Source organism: Sorangium sp. So ce321, from assembly GCF_051530195.1.
Taxonomy (GTDB): Bacteria; Myxococcota_A; Polyangia; order Polyangiales; family Polyangiaceae; genus Sorangium.
The window spans coordinates 11,729,651-11,749,648 of sequence record NZ_CP150329.1; the positions used below are offsets into that span (position 1 = coordinate 11,729,651).

Annotated in this window: 1 protein-coding gene (running past one end of the window); it reads left to right on the plus strand. The window is 67.8% G+C overall.

The window, feature by feature from the left end:
- On the plus strand, nucleotides 1-19,998 hold the 5' portion of the coding sequence (locus WME89_RS43585) for a hypothetical protein (protein WP_438005481.1). Its footprint extends 8,160 nt past the window's final position; 19,998 of the gene's 28,158 nt are visible here — the first part of the coding sequence; its start codon is at nucleotides 1-3; its stop codon lies off the right edge, out of view.

A 19,998-nucleotide genomic window follows, 5' to 3' on the forward strand; every position in this document is an offset into this window, starting at 1 on the left:
ATGTCCGAGAAGGCGCCCGCCGCCAAGGAAGGCACGTCAGCTCAGACCTCGCCCAAGACCGGCGAGACCGGCGGGAAGAGCACCACCACGCAACAACCCGCTTCCGCCGCGCAGGGCACGACCACCAGCCCCTCGGCCTCGAAGTCACCGCCCGCGGGGCAGGGCTCCCAGCAGCCGGGGCGTGATCGCCCTGGACCGCAGCCGGGAAGCTCGTCCACCACGACTGCCCCAGCGCAGGACAACAAGGTGACGTGGATCGCGGCCAATACCGTCAAGAAGAGCAAGTGGCGGACCTCCACGGGGAGAGGAATGCGCAAAAAGGCGAAGCGAGCCATCCCGAAGCTCGCCGGCCCGCTGACCAGCGGCGGCTTCCCCGCCCAACCCGTGAGCGCAAAGAAGCAGATCGGGAAGCGCTTTCCCAGGGGACCGCTGTTCAGCGATGCCGAGTGGGACGCCTTCAAGGAGCTCTCCTCGACCCCGGAGGGACGGACCTGGCTCAACGCCTCGGGCATGCTCACGCACGGCGAGATCGAGCAGTACCTGTCGAACGACAACCCCGAGAAGTTCCGTGGCTTCCACCTGCTCCACCCGCCGAGCAAGGTCGTCATGGCGAGCTACGTCTCGCGCCAGATGAACGGCGGCGAGGACGGCAAGCGCTTCGAGGGCACCCCGCCGGCGGCGATCGCCCTGTCCATGGAGGCAAGGCACACGACCGACCCGGCGAGGAAGGAGGAGCTCACCAGGCAGATCGACCAGGGCATCGCCAACGAGTGGGTCAAGACGTTCGAGCACACCGAGCCCAACGCCGACACGATCGAAGCCATGGACCAGCGCGCCGTGCTGGCGCCGAGGACGCTCAAGGAGACCTTGATGCGCGCAGACATCAAGACGCTCCCGAAGGACGAGGCCCTCGCCCGGCACCGGCAGTCGATCGAGGTGCTCAAGAACATCTTCCACCTGCTCCAGGCCGGCGCCGAGATCTACGACGCCGGCTCGAAGAAGCATGTACCGCTCCAGGGCGTGCCGGTCGCCAAGATCCTGTCGCACGGCGGCCGCGTCAACATCCAGGTCCCCAAGGGCAGCCCGCCCTACGCGCTCACAGAGTTCCTCGGCATCACCGACAAGAACGGCAACCCGACGACCGGCGTGTTCAAGCGCGACTTCGGGACGCATCACGTGGCGCTCAGCTGGGGCAAGTTCAAGGAGGAGGGCGGGCACTTCGCCGCCGTCAAGTCCACGCTCGACGACACCGAGCTTTACGGCATGAACCCCGCCATCGGCGGGCTCGGCCTCAAGGACTTCAACGGCGACATCATCCTGCCCGACGGCGCTCACGGCCACGTGTTCATCGGCTACCGCCCGCCCAAGAAGGACAGGCGGGGGGCGCTCCAGATCGGCATGGAGACCACCGGCCCCGGCGCGCCCAGCACCGTTGGCTACGTCCACAACGCGCGGTCCACCGAGAAGACCGCCAACCCCATCTCCAGCGTCGGCGGGCTCAAGCAGGACAAGATCGGCGACGAGAAGGGCAAGAACGCCCGCACCGTGGACCTGCACAAGTTCGGGGACGACTGGGAGAAGACCCTCAAGGACCGAGCGGACCAGTTCGCGCACGACGTAAGGGAAAACCCGACAGAGGCGATCAAGAACCTCGTCGGCCCGCGCGAAATTTCGCCGCAGGACACCCAGGATACCGCGCCGCGCGCCGCCGACGAGTCGTCCGAGGGGTCGCTCGACGAGTCGTCCGAGGGGTCGCTCGACGAGTCGTCCGACGAGTCGTCCGATGGGTCGGATCGATCCGAGCGAGGTTCGCGGGGCGGCGATCGCCGCGCTCAGCCGGGTGACGCCGCGTCCGACCCGAAGCGAGGCGCAGAGGACCCCGGGCAGGGCAGCTCGGATCAGCGGCCGCGAGGGGACGAGCAAGCCCCCAAGGGCAACGAGCCCCGCGAGATGCCCGGTGACGCGCCGGAGCAGATGACGGCCAAGACGCCAGAGGCCTCGAGTCCTCGCCCGGAAGCTGGGACGACGCAGAGCGCTCCAGGAAAGGCGCCGGAGAGCCCCGGCCCGCGCCTGCCGGAGACGACATCGCAGTCGCCCGCGCGAGGCGTTGGCGACGGCGACGGTGACCAGAGCGATATCGACTCAGACCACGACGACTCCGAGGACCAAGCTGAGGACGACGGCGACTCAGAGGTCGAGGGCGGCTCCGAGGACAAGGACAAGGACAAGGACAAGGACAAGGACAAGGACAAGGACGAGGACGACGGCGACTCCGAGGACGAGGACGACGGCGACTCCGAGGACGAGGACGAGGACGATGACAAATCGCCGGAGACATCAGATCCTCGCCCGGGAGCTGGACAGACGTCGGGAGCTCAGGGGAAGGCGCCGGAGAGACCTGGCCAGCCCCGGCCGGAGACGACCTCGCAGCCGCCCGCGCAGCGCTCCGCGACCCCGGCCGCGGCCATCACCACGGGGAGGCAGGCGCCGGTCAGTCCGCCCGCGCCCACGAACCCTGCCGCGAACGTCGACCCGAACAGCCTCGGTGACGGCCAGGCCAGCGACCCGGCGGACATGCTGGCAGGGTACAACCCGGCTTCGGACACCGGGGGTGAAACAGCCGCCCCGCAGCCGCAGACCGACGAGATCCAGGAAGAGCCGGAGCCGGCGTCAGAGAGAGCGCCGGATCCGGAGACTTCCACCCCCGTCGAGGAAGTGACCTGGATCGTCGACAAGGCCGTCAAGAACACCATCTGGCGCACCGACACCGGTCTCTTCAGCCGCGACAACGCCAAGCAGGGTCTCTCCGCGATCCAGGGCCCGCTGAGCGCCAGCCGCTTCCCCGCCGATCCCACGACCGCCAAGGAGCAGCTCGGAGGGCGCTTCCCCAGGGGACCGCTGCTCAGCGACGCCGAGTGGAGCGCCTTCGAGCAGCTCTCCTCCACCCCCCAGGGGCAGACCTGGCTCAACGCCTCGGGCATGCTCACCCACGAGCAGATCGAGAAGTACCTGTCGCGCGACCCGAGCGACAACCCCGAGCAATTCCGCGGCTTCCACAAGCTCCACAAGGCCAGCAAGGTCGTGCTCGCGAGCTACGTCTCGCGCCACATGAACGACGGCGAGGCCGGCAAGCGCTTCGAGGGCACCCCGCCGGCAGCATTGGCCCTGTCCATGGAGGCAAGGCACACCACCGACACGGCCAGGCGAGACCAGCTCAACAGGCTCATCGACGACGGCATCATCGAGGAATGGTCCAGGACCCTCGAGTACACAGAGCCCAACGAGGCCGCGACCACGGCCATCAACAAGGGCGCCGTGCTCGCTCCGAAGTCGCTCCTCAATACCCTCACCTTCACCAAGGGCAAGAAGCTCTCGAAGGACGAGGTCGTCAAGCGGCACGGGCAGTCGCTCGAGGTGCTCAAGAACGTCTTCCACCTCCTCCAGGAAGGCGCCGAGATCTACGACGGCGACGCCAAGAGCCATGTTCCGCTCCAGGACATGCCCGTCGCCAAGCTCCTGTCCCACGGCGGCCGCGTCAACGTCCAGATCCCCGCCGGCAACGCTCCCTACGCGCTCACCGAGCACCTCGGCATCACCGACAGCAAGGGCAACCCCATGCCCGGCGTGTTCAAGCGCTTCGTCGGCACCCACCACGTCTCGTTCGCAGGTGGTAACTTCAAGGAGCAGGGCGGCCAGCTCGCCGCCCTCAAGACCAAGTTCGACGATACAGAGCTCTACGGCATCAACCTCGCCGTCGGCGGCCTCGGCCTCAAGGACTTCAACGGCGACGTCATCCTCCCCGACGGCGCCCACGGGCACATGTTCCTCGGATACCGCCCGCCCAAGCCGGGCAGGCCCGGCGCGCTCCAGATCGGCATGGAGACCACCGGCCCGGGCGCGCCAAGCACCGTCGCCTATCCCCACAACTGGCGCTCCACCGAGAAGACAGCCAACCCCATCTCCAGCGTCGGTGGCCTCAAGCAGGACAAGATCGGCGACGAGAGCACCAAGAATGCACGCACCGTCGACCTCGCCAAACTCGGGAGCGACTGGAAGAAGACACTCAAGGACCGCGCCGACAGGTTCGAGCAGGACCTGAAGCAAAAAGGCAAGGACGCCCTCACCGAGCTCCTCGGCCCGCGCACCCAGCCGCCTCAGGAGCTCCAGGACGATGGCGTGGACCGCTCGGGCGATACGCTCGCCGGAGCCGCAGCGCCGGACGCGACCACCTCCCCCACCCCGACCACCGCCGGAGGAACTGCCCAGGTCGAGCCGAGCGCCCATGACCAGGAAAAAACGCTCGACGAGCTGCTCGACTCGCTCGAGGAGCAGAGCCGCGCATGGTCGCACCCGGCCACCGCCGAGAACAAGAGGGATGCCAACCGGCTCCTGACCGGGCTGCTCCAGCGGCAGAACGTGAACCCCTCTATCATCGACAGGCTGCGCGAGCTCATCGACAACCCGGCCTCGCTCTCGCAGTCTGCCTTCATCAACTGCGCGCTCACCAGCATCCTCTACCCGACGCTGAAGAACGATCTCGCCACCACCGCCCACCTGGTCGCGACGATCTTCACCGGCAAGCCGCTCGGCAAGTTCGCGGATTCCCCCCGAGCCGACTCCTCACGACCGCAGGGCTCAGGCAAGGGGGCGCTCAACGAGAGCCTGGACCTCATCCGGCGCGTGATGACGGGAGAGGTCCCGCAAGCGCTCGGCCCGGCTCCTACCAGGCCGCTCGTCAACGGCCTCCGGACCGCCAAGGCCAAGAGCGACAGCCTGAAGCGGAGCAAGGACCGAGAGGATCTGGATCGCCACCTCCTCGACCATCTGCTCGCCCGCGGCCTCGTCGAGCTGCTCGGCCCCAACGCCCTCGCCAACCTCGAGCAGCAGACCGACAACGCCAATCAGCCCAGCGTCGCCGCGGCGCAGGGCGACCTGCTGGCCTCGGCGAACTCGGTCGCGAGCATCTTCAGCTCGGCGCTCGGAGCGAACACCACCGTCGTGACCAGCAGCTCCCCCGGGGGCTACGACGTCGCGCGCGTCAATGAGGCCCTTCAGCAGACGGACCAGGCAGGGTTTGCGATCGCCACCGTGATGGACGGCAAGGCGCTCTGGAGCGCAGCGAAGGAGCATGAGGCCAGCTCCACGACTCCTGACGCCTCCGAAAACGTCGCGCGGCTCGGCGGGACCGCCACGACCGCGCCACACCATGCGACGATCGACGGCTCGATCACGGACCAGGGCGACTCCTTCCTCGTGCCGCTCCAGTCCTGGGGCCGCACCTTCCCCGTGCGAGTGAACAAGGAGGATATGCCGAAGGTCTTCGCGGCAATCACCTACGGCTCCGCTCTCCCGCCGCGAGCGCCGTCCTCGATGGCCTCCGCTCAAGAGCAAGCTCTGGCGGATATGCAGGCAGGGCATAACCCAGACTCGGACAGCGGGGACGAGGCAGCCGCTCCGCAATCGCGATCCGACGAGATCGAGGAAGAGCCGGAGCCGCCGTCGGAGAGAGCGCCGGATCCGGCGACCTCCACGCCGGTCGAGGAGGTGACCTGGATCGTCGACAAGGCCGTCAAGAACACCATCTGGCGGCCCGACACGGGCATCATGAGCCGCGAGAAGGCGAAGCGCGGTCTCCCCGCTATCGCCAACGACCTGCGCGCGGGCGGCTTCCCCGGAGATCCTGGGACGGCGAAGGAGCAGATCGGAGGGCGCTTCCCCAAGGGACAGCTGCTCAGCGACGCCGAGTGGAGCGCCTTCGAGCAGCTCTCCTCCACCCCCCAGGGGCAGAGCTGGCTCAACGCCTCCGGCATGCTCACCCTCGACGAGGTCAAGAAGTACCTGTCGGGGAAAGACGACGACAACCCCGAGCGGTTCCGCGGCTTCCACCAGCTCCACAAGGCGAGCAAGGTCGTGCTCGCAAGCTACGTCTCGCGCCAGATGAACGGTGGCGAGGGCGACCAGCGCTTCGAGGGCACCCCCCCAGCCGCGGTCGCCATCTCCATGGAGGCGGAGCACACCACCGACTCGACCAGGAGAGCGGAGCTCAAGAGGCTCATCGACCAGGGCATCGTCAACGAATGGTCGAAGACCCTCGAGTATACCGAGCCCAACGACGATGCGAACACCGCCATCGACAAGGGCGCCGTGCTCGACCCGAAGAAGAAGCTGCTTCAGCAGCCAAAGAAGCTCTCCAAGGAACAGGTCGTCGACAGGCACCGGCAGTCGCTCGACGTGCTCAAGAACGTCTTCCACCTGCTCCAGGAAGGCGCCGAGATCTACGACGACAGCGCCAAGAGCCATGTTCCGCTGAAGGACGTGCCCGTCGCCAAGCTCCTGTCCCACGGCGGCCGCGTCAACGTCCAGATCCCCCCTGGCAGCGCTCCCTACGAGCTGACCGAGCTGCTCGGCATCACCGACAAGCACGGCAACCCCGCGACAGGCGTGTTCAAGCGCTCCTTCGGGACGCACCACGTCGCGCTCAGCGATGGCAAGTTCAAGGAGCAGGGCGGCGCGCTCGCCGCCGTCAAGTCCAAGCTCGACGACACCGAGCTCTACGGCATCAACCTCGCCGTCGGCGGCCTCGGCCTCAAGGACTTCAACGGCGACGTCATCGTGCCCGACGGCGCCCATGGCCACATGTTCATCGGCTACCGGCCGCCCAGGAACGACAGGCCCGGCGCGCTCCAGATCGGCATCGAGACCACCGGGCCTAACGCCCCAAGCACCGTCGGCTACGTCCACAACTGGCGCTCCACCGAGAAGACGGCCAATCCCATCTCCAGCGTCGGCGGCCTCAAGGCGGACAAGATCGGCGACGACCAGATCAAGAACGCACGCACCGTCGACCTGAGCAAGCTCGGCAGCAACTGGGCCACGACCCTCAAGAACCGCGCCGACAGGTTCGAGCAAGACCTGGCGCAGCGGGGCAAAGACGCCCTCACCGAGCTCGTCGGCCCCCGCACCCAGCCGCCTCAAGAGCTCCAGGACGCCCAGCAGCGTGCCTCCGAGCAGCGATCGGATCGGCCCGAGCAGGAGTCGCGGGACGACGAGCGTCGTGATCCGCCCGGTGATGCCCCGCCGGATACGGTACGAAGTGCCCGCGCTCCCGCCGTGGACGAGGGCTCCTCCAGAGGCGACGGTCGAACGTCGCCGGACGCGCCGGAGAACATGCTGGCCGGGTACAACCCCGCTCTGGACAGCAGGGACGAGGCAGCCGACCCGCAGCCGCAGACCGACGGGATCCAGGAAGAGCCGGAGCCGCCGTCGGAGAGAGCGCCGGATCCCGAGACCTCCACCCCCGTCGAGGAGGTGACCTGGATCGTCGACAAGGCCGTCAAGAACACCATCTGGCGGCCCGACACGGGCTTCTTGAGCCGCGAGAAGGCGAAGCGCGGTCTCCCCGCGATCGCCGCCGAGCTGAGCGGCGGCAGCTTCCCCGGAGATCCTGGGACGGCCAAGGAGCAGATCGGAGGGCGCTTCCCCAAGGGAAAGCTGCTCAGCGACGCCGAGTGGAGCGCCTTCGAGCAGCTCTCCTCCACCCCCCAGGGGCAGAGCTGGCTCAACGCCTCCGGCATGCTCACGCTCGACGAGATCAGGAAGTACCTGTCGGGTAAAGACGACGACAACCCCGAGCGGTTCCGCGGCTTCCACCAGCTCCACAAGGCCAGCAAGGTCGTGCTCGCGAGCTACGTCTCGCGCCAGATGAACGGCGGCGAGGACGGCAGACGCTTCGAGGGCACCCCTCCAGCCGCGGTCGCCATCTCCATGGAGGCGAAGCACACGACCGACCAGGCCAGGAGAGCGGAGCTCAAGAGGCTCATCGACCAGGGCATCGTCGAAGAATGGTCGAAGACCCTCGAGTATACCGAGCCCAACGACGATGCGAACACGGCCATCGACAAGGGCGCCGTGCTCGACCCGAACAAGAAGTTCCTTCAGCAGCCAAAGAAGCTCTCCAAGGAACAGGTCGTCGACAGGCACCGGCAGTCGCTCGACGTGCTCAAGAACGTCTTCCACCTGCTCCAGGAAGGCGCCGAGATCTACGACGACAGCGCCAAGAGCCATGTTCCGCTGAAGGACGCGCCCGTCGCCAAGCTCCTGTCGCACGGCGGCCGCGTCAACGTCCAGATCCCCGCCGGCAGCGCTCCCTACGCGCTCACCGAGCTGCTCGGCATCACCGACAAGCACGGCAACCCCGCGACAGGCGTGTTCAAGCGCTCCTTCGGGACGCACCACGTCGCGCTCAGCGATGGTAAGTTCAAGGAGGAGGGCGGGCACTTTGCCGCCGTCAAATCCAAGCTCGACGACACAGAGCTCTACGGCATCAACCTCGCCGTCGGCGGCCTCGGCCTCAAGGACTTCAACGGCGACGTCATCGTGCCCGACGGCGCCCATGGCCACATGTTCATCGGCTATCGCCCGCCCAGGCCGGGGAGGCAGGGCGCGCTCCAGATCGGCATCGAGACCACCGGCCCTGGCGCGCCCAGCACCGTCGGCTACATCCACAACTGGCGCTCCACCGAGAAGACAGCCAACCCCATCTCCAGCGTCGGCGGCCTCAAACAGGACAAGATCGGCGACGAGAGCACCAAGAACGCCCGCACCGTCGACCTCGGAAAGCTCGGGAGCGACTGGGCCAAGACCCTCAGGGACCGCGCCGACAGGTTCGAGCAAGACCTGGCGCAGCGGGGCAAAGACGCCCTCACCGAGCTCGTCGGCCCCCGCACCCAGCCGCCTCAAGAGCTCCAGGACGCCCAGCAACGGTCGGGAGAACCCGCGCAGGAACCGCGGGACAACGAGCGACGCGATCCGCCCGGGGATGCCGCGGCGGGCATGCTGGCCGGGTACAACCCTGCTCTGGACAGCGGGGATGACGCAGCCGACCCGCAGACGCAACTGGACGAGATCCAGGAAGAGCCGGAGCCGCCGTCGGAGAGAGCGCCGGATCCGGAGACCTCCACCCCCGTCGAGGAGGTGACCTGGATCGTCGACAAGGCCGTCAAGAACACCATCTGGCGCACCGACACGGGCCTCCTCAGCCGCGACAGCGCCAAGCAGGGTCTCTCCGCGATCCAGGGCCCGCTGGGCGCCGGCCGCTTCCCCGCCGATCCCACGACCGCCAAGGAGCAGCTCGGAGGGCGCTTCCCCAGGGGACCGCTGCTCAGCGACGCCGAGTGGAGCGCCTTCGAGCAGCTCTCCTCCACCCCCCAGGGACAGACCTGGCTCAACGCCTCGGGCATGCTCACCCACGAGCAGATCGAGAAGTACCTGTCGCGCGACCCGAGCGACAACCCCGAGCAATTCCGCGGCTTCCACAAGCTCCACAAGGCCAGCAAGGTCGTGCTCGCGAGCTACGTCTCGCGCCACATGAACGACGGCGAGGCCGGCAAGCGCTTCGAGGGCACCCCGCCGGCAGCATTGGCCCTGTCCATGGAGGCAAGGCACACCACCGACACGGCCAGGCGAGACCAGCTCAACAAGCTCATCGACGACGGCATCATCGAGGAATGGTCGAAGACCCTCGAGTACACAGAGCCCAACGAGGCCGCGACCACGGCCATCGACAAGGGCGCCGTGCTCGCTCCAAAGTCGCTCCTCAACACCCTGACCTTCACCAAGGGCAAGAAGCTCTCGAAGGACGAGGTCGTCAAGCGCCATGGGCAGTCGCTCGAGGTGCTCAAGAACGTCTTCCACCTGCTCCAGGAAGGCGCAGAGATCTACGACGGCGACGCCAAGAGCCATGTTCCGCTCCAGGACGTGCCCGTCGCCAAGCTCCTGTCCCACGGCGGCCGCGTCAACGTCCAGATCCCCGCCGGCAACGCTCCCTACGCGCTCACCGAGCACCTCGGCATCACCGACAGCAAGGGCAACCCCATGCCCGGCGTGTTCAAGCGCTTCGTCGGCACCCACCACGTCTCGTTCGCAGGCGGTAACTTCAAGGAGCAGGGCGGCCAGCTCGCCGCCCTCAAGACCAAGTTCGACGACACAGAGCTCTACGGCATCAACCTCGCCGTCGGCGGCCTCGGCCTCAAGGACTTCAACGGCGACGTCATCCTCCCCGACGGCGCCCACGGGCACATGTTCCTCGGCTACCGCCCGCCCAAGCCGGGCAGGCCCGGCGCGCTCCAGATCGGCATGGAGACCACCGGCCCGGGCGCGCCAAGCACCGTCGCCTATCCCCACAACTGGCGCTCCACCGAGAAGACAGCCAACCCCATCTCCAGCGTCGGTGGCCTCAAGCAGGACAAGATCGGCGACGAGAGCACCAAGAATGCACGCACCGTCGACCTCGCCAAACTCGGGAGCGACTGGAAGAAGACACTCAAGGACCGCGCCGACAGGTTCGAGCAGGACCTGAAGCAAAAAGGCAAGGACGCCCTCACCGAGCTCCTCGGCCCGCGCACCCAGCCGCCTCAGGAGCTCCAGGACGATGGAGTGGGCCGCTCGGGCGATACGCTCGCCGGAGCCGCAGCGCCGGACGCGACCACCTCCCCCACCCCGACCACCGCCGGAGGAACTGCCCAGGTCGAGCAGAGCGCCCATAACCAAGAGAAAACGCTCGACGAGCTGCTCGACTCACTCGAGGAGCAGAGTCGCGCCTGGTCGCACCCGGCCACCGCCGAGAACAAGAGGGATGCCAAACAGCTCCTGACCGAGCTGCTCCAGCGGCAGAACGTGAACCCCTCGATCATCGACAGGCTGCGCGAGCTCATCGAGAACCCCGCCTCGCTCTCGCAGTCTGCCTTCACCAATTGCGCGCTCACCAGCATTCTCTACCCGACGCTGAAGGACGATCTCGCCACCACCTCCCACCTGGTCGCGGCGCTCTTCACCGGCAAGCTGCTCGGCAAGTTCGCGAATTCCCCTGGGGCCGACTCCTCCGGACCGCAGGGCTCGGGCAAGAGGGCGCTCAGCGACAGCCTGGAGCTCATCCGGCGCGTGATGACAGGAGAGGTCCCGCAAGCGCTCGGCCCGGCTCCCACCAGGCCGCTCGTCAACGGCCTCCGGACCGCCAAGGCCAAGAGCGACAGCCTGAAGGCGGACAAGGACCGAGAGGCGGTGGAGCGCCACCTCCTCGACCATCTGCTCGCCCGCGGCCTCGTCGAGGTGCTCGGCCCCGACGCTCTCGCGAAGCTCGAGCAGCAGACCGACGGCGCCCATCAGCCCGGCGTCGCCGCGGCGCAGGGCGATCTGCTGGCCTCGGCGAACTCGGTCTCGAGCATCCTCAGCTCGGCGCTCGGAGCGAACGCCACCGTCATGACCAGCAGCTCCCCCGGGGGCTACGACGTCGAGCGCGTCAATGAGGCCCTTCGGCAGAAGGACCAGGCCGGGTTTGCGATCGCCACGGTGATGGACGGCGAGGCGCTCTGGAGCGCAGCGAAGGAGCATGAGGCAAGCTCCACGGCTCCGCACGCTCCCGGGAAGGTCGCGCGGCTCGGCGAGCCCGCCAAGATCGCGGGACACCACGCCACGATCGACGGCACGATCACGGACCAGGGCGACTCCATCCTCGTGCCGCTCCAGTCCTGGGGGCGCACCTTCCCCGTACAGGTGAACAAGGAGGACGTGCCGAAGGTCTTCGCGGCAATCACCTACGGCACCGCTCTCCCGCCGCAAGCGCCGTCCTCGATGGCCTCCGCTCAAGAGCAAGCTCTGGCGGATATGCAGGCAGGGCATAACCCAGACTCGGGCAGCGGGGACAAGGCAGTGGACCCGCAATCGCAGCTGGACGAGATCGAGGAGGAGCCGGAGCCGCCGTCGGAGAGAGCGCCGGATCCGGAGACCTCCACCCCCGTCGAGGAAGTGACCTGGATCGTCGACAAGGCCGTCAAGAACACCATCTGGCGCACCGACACCGGTCTCTTCAGCCGCGACAACGCCAAGCAGGGTCTCTCCGCGATCCAGGGCCCGCTGAGCGCCAGCCGCTTCCCCGCCGACCCCACGACGGCCAAGGAGCAGCTCGGAGGGCGCTTCCCCAGGGGACCGCTGCTCAGCGACGCCGAGTGGAGCGCCTTCGAGCAGCTCTCCTCCACCCCCCAGGGGCAGACCTGGCTCAACGCCTCGGGCATGCTCACCCACGAGCAGATCGAGAAGTACCTGTCGCGCGACCCGAGCGACAACCCCGAGCAATTCCGCGGCTTCCACAAGCTCCACAAGGCCAGCAAGGTCGTGCTCGCAAGCTACGTCTCGCGCCAGATGAAGGGCGGCGAGGACGGCAAGCGCTTCGAGGGCACTCCGCCGGCGGCAATGGCCCTGTCCATGGAGGCCAGGCACACCACCGACACGGCCAGGCGAGACCAGCTCAACAGGCTCATCGACGACGGCATCATCGAGGAATGGTCCAGGACCCTCGAGTACACAGAGCCCAACGAGGCCGCGACCACGGCCATCGACAAGGGCGCCGTGCTCGCTCCAAAGTCGCTCCTCAACACCCTGACCTTCACCAAGGGCAAGAAGCTCTCGAAGGACGAGGTCGTCAAGCGCCACGGGCAGTCGCTCGAGGTGCTCAAGAACATCTTCCACCTCCTCCAGGAAGGCGCAGAGATCTACGACGGCGACGCCAAGAGCCATGTTCCGCTACAGGACGTGCCCGTCGCCAAGCTCCTGTCCCACGGCGGCCGCGTCAACGTCCAGATCCCCGCCGGCAACGCTCCCTACGCGCTCACCGAGCACCTCGGCATCACCGACAGCAAGGGCAACCCCATGCCCGGCGTGTTCAAGCGCTTCGTCGGCACCCACCACGTCTCGTTCGCAGGCGGTAACTTCAAGGAGCAGGGCGGCCAGCTCGCCGCCCTCAAGACCAAGTTCGACGACACCGAGCTCTACGGCATCAACCTCGCCGTCGGCGGCCTCGGCCTCAAGGACTTCAACGGCGACGTCATCCTCCCCGACGGCGCCCACGGACACATGTTCCTCGGCTACCGCCCGCCCAAGCCGGGCAGGCCCGGCGCGCTCCAGATCGGCATGGAGACCACCGGCCCGGGCGCGCCAAGCACCGTCGCCTATCCCCACAACTGGCGCTCCACCGAGAAGACAGCCAACCCCATCTCCAGCGTCGGTGGCCTCAAGCAGGACAAGATCGGCGACGAGAGCACCAAGAATGCACGCACCGTCGACCTCGCCAAGCTCGGGAGCGACTGGAAAAAGACACTCAAGGACCGCGCCGACAGGTTCGAGCAGGACCTGAAGCAAAAAGGCAAGGACGCCCTCACCGAGCTCCTCGGCCCTCGCACCCAGCCGCCCCAGGAGCTCCAAGAAAGCCAACAGCGCTCGGGAGATCCAGAACAAGCTCCCCGGGACAACGAGCGACGTGATCCCCCCGGAGATGCCGCGGCGGACATGCTGGCAGGGTACAACCCGGCTTCAGACACCGGGGGTGAAACAGCCGCCCCGCAGCCGCAGACCGACGAGATCCAGGAAGAGCCGGAGCCGCCGTCGGAGAGAGCGCCGGATCCGGAGACCTCCACCCCCGTCGAGGAGGTGACCTGGATCGTCGACAAGGCCGTCAAGAACACCATCTGGCGCACCGACACGGGCCCACTCAGCCGCGACAGGGCCAAGCACGGTCTCTCCGCGATCCAGGGTGAGCTGCGCACCGGCGGCTTCCCCGCCGATCCCACGACGGCCAAGGAGCAGCTCGGAGGGCGCTTCCCCAGGGGACCGCTGCTCAGCGACGCCGAGTGGAGCGCCTTCGAGCAGCTCTCCTCGACCCCCCAGGGGCAGACCTGGCTCAACGCCTCGGGCATGCTCACCCAGGAGCAGATCGAGAAGTACCTGTCGCGCGACCCGAGCGACAACCCCGAGCAATTCCGCGGCTTCCACAAGCTCCACAAGGCCAGCAAGGTCGTGCTCGCAAGCTACGTCTCGCGCCAGATGAACGGCGGCGAGGACGGCAAGCGCTTCGAGGGCACCCCGCCGGCGGCAATGGCCCTGTCCATGGAGGCAAGGCACACGACCGACACGGCCAGGCGAGACCAGCTCAACAGGCTCATCGACGACGGCATCATCGAGGAATGGTCCAGGACCCTCGAGTACACAGAGCCCAACGACGCGGCCACCACGGCCATCAACAAGGGCGCCGTGCTCGCTCCGAAGTCGCTCCTCAACACCCTGACCTTCACCAAGGGCAAGAAGCTCTCGAAGGACGAGGTCGTCAAGCGCCACGGGCAGTCGCTCGAGGTGCTCAAGAACATCTTCCACCTCCTCCAGGAAGGCGCAGAGATCTACGACGGCACCACCAAGAGCCATGTTCCGCTACAGGACGTGCCCGTCGCCAAGCTCCTGTCCCACGGCGGCCGCGTCAACGTCCAGATCCCCGCCGGCAACGCTCCCTACGCGCTCACCGAGCACCTCGGCATCACCGACAGCAAGGGCAACCCCATGCCCGGCGTGTTCAAGCGCTTCGTCGGCACCCACCACGTCTCGTTCGCAGGTGGTAACTTCAAGGAGCAGGGCGGCCAGCTCGCCGCCCTCAAGACCAAGTTCGACGATACAGAGCTCTACGGCATCAACCTCGCCGTCGGCGGCCTCGGCCTCAAGGACTTCAACGGCGACGTCATCCTCCCCGACGGCGCCCACGGGCACATGTTCCTCGGATACCGCCCGCCCAAGCCGGGCAGGCCCGGCGCGCTCCAGATCGGCATGGAGACCACCGGCCCGGGCGCGCCAAGCACCGTCGCCTATCCCCACAACTGGCGCTCCACCGAGAAGACAGCCAACCCCATCTCCAGCGTCGGTGGCCTCAAGCAGGACAAGATCGGCGACGAGAGCACCAAGAATGCACGCACCGTCGACCTCGCCAAGCTCGGGAGCGACTGGAAAAAGACACTCAAGGACCGCGCCGACAGGTTCGAGCAGGACCTGAAGCAAAAAGGCAAGGACGCCCTCACCGAGCTCCTCGGCCCCCGCACCCAGCCGCCCCAGGAGCTCCAGGACGGGTCGGGAGGTTCCGAGCAAGCCCCCGGTGACGACGAGCGCCGAGAGCCGCCCGGTGAGACGCCGGACGCTCGAGGCAAGGCGCCGGAGCGAGCCGGCCAGCCCCCGTCAGAGACGACCTCGCCCCCGCCCGCGCGGCGCCCAGGGAGCCCGGCCACCGCCATCACCACGGGGATGCAGCCGCCGGCCATGCCACTCGCGGCCAGCACGGAGAACTCCGCCGCTGCCTCCGCGACCCCGGACCAGGGGACGGGGCAGCCGTCGCAAGGGCGCACAACAGCGGAGTGGTTGGGTAAGAGGTTCGGCACCGGTGGACACGGGCTCGCCGGGATGGTCTCCAACGAGGGCGCCGCCCAGCGCGAGCAGGCGCTGGCGGAGCGGTACAACCTGCAGGTCGGACCGGACGAAGACGCCGGCGGCACGCACTTCTCTCACAAGATGCTCGATCATATCGAGAAGGCCCTCAGTGAGCTGCCGCCCACGGACATCACCGGCAGTCCGACGCTGCGGAAGATCATCCGCACCCTCTCCTCGGAGCAGTCGGCGAGCGAATACGACGAGGAGACCGACACCATCAACATCGTCAATCCCAGCTTGACGAAGAACATCGAGGTACCCACCTTCATCTACAGCCGGCTCAACCGGCGCTGGAACTGGCAGCGAAAGCGGATGGATCGCGGCGCCCTGGCGGACTACCCCGGCGTCAGCAAGGAGCAGGACGAGGCGCTCGGCATCACCGGACGCCGCCGGGTCATGGGCGGCGTGTCCGACGTGCTCGCCAACGGCAACCTGCTCAAGTGGACGATACGCCACGAGGTCGCCCACTCCGTCGACAAGCTGGTCGACTGGGGGAGCCTCGCCCACGAGGACCGCTTCGGCGGCTGGCAGGAGCACGAAGACTCGCGGGGGCTCCAGGCCGTCGCTCGCGCCATCTTCGACAAGGCGGGCATCACCGACGACATGGCGCAGCAGAAGCTCGACGACGAGGGGCAGAGCGATCCCAACGGCTTCCCCCTGATCGAGCGCTTCGCCTCCCTCCTCGATCCGGAGCTCCGGCGAAAGGACATGGCTCCCCTGGAGAGCTTCCCCGCGAAGGTCGCCGCCACGGACCCGGACCTGAGGGACAGGCTCGAGCGGGCCATACGCACCGTCAAGATCGCCATGGCCCAGCCCTGGACGCTGGCCGACGGCGGGTCCCACGAGCTGGAGGTCGACGGCCGCATCTACCACGTCGACCCTTACAACACCTGGGTCAGCTACCGCGCCGACGCGCGCAACAACGCCGTCTCCAACTACCAGTTCTCCACGCCCAAGGAGTGGTTCGCCGAGACCTACGCTTCCTATCACGACCCCAACCCCGCGCCGAGGGACCAGCTGACCCAGGAGGTGCGCGACTTCTTCAAGAACGACCTCCCGGACATGGTCACCGCGGGGCGGGCGAGCTGGCAGCGCATCAACGAGAACATCGCCCGCAGCGCCGGCAACCGGCCGCCCGCAGCGAGCTCATCGAGCGCTGCGAGCCCGAGCGCGGTGACCGCGGGCCTCCTCGCGACCATCGCGACCGGAGCACCGTCCAGCGGCCCGCGCGCGGCGGGCGCGCCTCAGGACACCACGCGCGCACCCGACGACAGCGCGGTCCTGGCGACCGACGGCGCCCGCGACGGCCTGGGCAACACGCAGGCCGCCTTGCAGACGCTCATCGACGCCAGCAAGACATGGTCTCATCCGGCCATCGCCGCGGACAAGAAGGACGCCAAGAAGCTCCTTGGCGACATCATGCGTTCTCAGGGCGTGGACAGGTCGCTCGTCGACAGGCTCGCAGAGCTCATCGACGCCCCCGACTCCCTCTCCCAGCACGAGTTCGCCACCTGCGCGCTGCAAAGCGTGCTCCGCACGCTGCTCACGTCCGACCTGGCCGGGTTCGCGCGCGTCGTCGCGGCCGAGTTCACCGGCAAGCTCTTCGATCGCGATGGCAAGCAGCTCGCCGACTTCTCGCTCGACGACCAGGGGGAACACCGCGCGACGACGCGCACCCAGGCGACCGACGACCCCATCCAGCGCGTCATCCGCGGCGACCTCCCGCTGAACGACGCCCCCATCGGCAACAAGCTGCTCCAGAACGGCGTCAAGAAGGCCGGCGCCAAGCGCGCCGACATCGCCAACCGCGAGGGCAAGGGGCGCGCCTGGTCCGACAAGCACGTCCTCGATTACCTCCTGGCCCGCGGCCTCGGCAAGATGCTGAGCACGCTCGCCCCCGAGCAGTACAAGGCCGACGCCGATTATACCTCCGGCGTCATCCCCGGTTACCTCGACAAGACGGCCACGCGGGACAAGGACGCGACCGGCCCGTCCAAGAAGCTCGGCGATCTGCGGATCTCGGCCGATTCGCTGGTGACGATCTTCACCAGCATCCTCGGCGGCGACGCCCAGACCATGGTCGAAGGCGACGATTACGACGTCGGCCGCATCAACGACGCGCTCGCGAGGCCCGGGCAGGCGCCCTTCGCCGTGGCCACGTTCCTCGACGGCAAGGGGCTCGTCGAGCGCGCGGGGCAGCTCGCCAAGGATCCCACGAAGGTCAAGCCGTTCGACGAGGCGGCCACGAGCGACACGTCGAGCGCTCACCAGGTCGTCATCGACGGCGAGATCACCGAGGATGGCGATCATTACGTCGTCCCGCTGCACACCTGGCAGAAGAGCTTCTCCATCAAGGTGAAGAAGGACCTGCTGCCCTCCCTCTTCCCTGTCTTCACCTACGGGACCTATCTCCCGTCGCAAGCGCCGGGCGCGAACGACCCCGCCCGGAGCCAGACGCCGAAACCCAATGCGTTGACCCAGCTCACCACGGGGGGCGGCGACCCGCTCGGCACCGGGGGACATGGGCTCGCCGGGCTGGTCGCCAACAAGGGCGCCGCCGAGCGCGAGCAGGCGCTGGCGGACCAGTACGAGCTGCAGATTGGACCGGACGAGGACGCCGGCGGCACGCACTTCTCGCACAAGATGCTCGATCATATCGAGAAGGCCCTCGGTGAGCTGCCGCCCACGCACATCACCGGCAGTCCGACGCTGCGGAAGATCATCCGCACCCTCTCCTCGGAGCAAGCGGCGAGCGAGTACGACGAGGAGACCGACACCATCAACATCGCCAATCCACCGAAGGTCCCCACCTTCATCTACAGCCGGCTCAACCGGCGCTGGAACTGGCAGCGAAAGCGGATGGATCGCGGCGCCATCCGGGACTACCCCGGCGTCAGCAAGGAGCAGGACGAGGCGCTCGGCATCGTCGGACGCCGCCAGGTCATGGGCGGCGTGTCCGACGTGCTCGCCAACGGCAACCTGCTCAAGTGGACGATACGCCACGAGGTCGCCCACTCCATCGACAAGCTGGTCGACTGGAGTAGCCTCGCCCACGAGGACCGCTTCGGCGGCTGGCAGGAGCACGAAGACTCGCGGGAGCTCCAGGCCGTCGCTCGCGCCATCTTCGCCAAGGCGGGCATCACCGACGACAAGGCGCAGCAGAAGCTCGACGACGAGGGGCAGAGCGATCCCAACGGCTTCCCCCTGATCGAGCGCTTCGCCTCCCTCCTCGATCCCGAACTCCGGCGAAAGGACATGGCTCCCCTGGAGAGCTTCCCCGCGAAGGTCGCCGCCACGGACCCGGACCTGAGGGACAGGCTCGAGCGGGCCATACGCACCGTCAAGATCGCCATGGCCCAGCCCTGGACGCTGGCCGACGGCGGGTCCCACGAGCTGGAGGTCGACGGCCGCATCTACCACGTCGACCCTTACAACACCTGGGTCAGCTACCGCGCCGACGCGCGCAACAACGCCGTCTCCAACTACCAGTTCTCCACGCCCAAGGAGTGGTTCGCCGAGACCTACGCTTCCTATCACGACCCCAACCCCGCGCCGAGGGACCAGCTGACCCAGGAGGTGCGCGACTTCTTCAAGAACGACCTCCCGGACATGGTCACCGCGGGGCGGGCGAGCTGGCAGCGCATCAACGAGAACATCGCGCGCAGCGCCAGCAACCGGCCGGGCCCGAGCGCGATCACCACCGGATTCAACCCTGCCGCGAGCGCCGACCCGAACAGCCTCGGTGACGGCCAGACCAGCGACCCGGCGGACATGCTGGGCGCGTACAACCCCGCTTCGAACAGCGGCGATAGGGCAGCGGACCCGCAAGCGCAATTCGACGAGATCCAGGAAGAGCCGGAGCCGCCGTCGGAGAGAGCGCCGGATCCGGAGACCTCCACCCCCGTCGAGGAGGTGACCTGGATCGTCGACAAGGCCGTCAAGAACACCATCTGGCGCACCGACACGGGCCTCCTCAGCCGCGACAGCGCCAAGCAGGGTCTCTCCGCGATCCAGGGCCCGCTGGGCGCCGGCCGCTTCCCCGCCGATCCCACGACCGCCAAGGAGCAGCTCGGAGGGCGCTTCCCCAGGGGACCGCTGCTCAGCGACGCCGAGTGGAGCGCCTTCGAGCAGCTCTCCTCCACCCCCCAGGGGCAGACCTGGCTCAACGCCTCGGGCATGCTCACCCACGAGCAGATCGAGAAGTACCTGTCGCGCGACCCGAGCGACAACCCCGAGCAATTCCGCGGCTTCCACAAGCTCCACAAGGCCAGCAAGGTCGTGCTCGCGAGCTACGTCTCGCGCCAGATGAACGGCGGCGAGGACGGCAAGCGCTTCGAGGGCACTCCGCCGGCGGCAATGGCCCTGTCCATGGAGGCCAGGCACACCACCGACACGGCCAGGCGAGACCAGCTCAACAGGCTCATCGACGACGGCATCATCGAGGAATGGTCCAGGACCCTCGAGTACACAGAGCCCAACGAGGCTGCGACCACGGCCATCGACAAGGGCGCCGTGCTCGCTCCAAAGTCGCTCCTCAACACCCTGACCTTCACCAAGGGCAAGAAGCTCTCGAAGGACGAGGTCGTCAAGCGGCACGGCCAGTCCCTCGTGGTGCTCAAGAACGTCTTCCACCTCCTCCAGGAAGGCGCCGAGATCTACGACGGCACCACCAAGAGCCATGTCCCCCTGCAGGACGTGCCCGTCGCC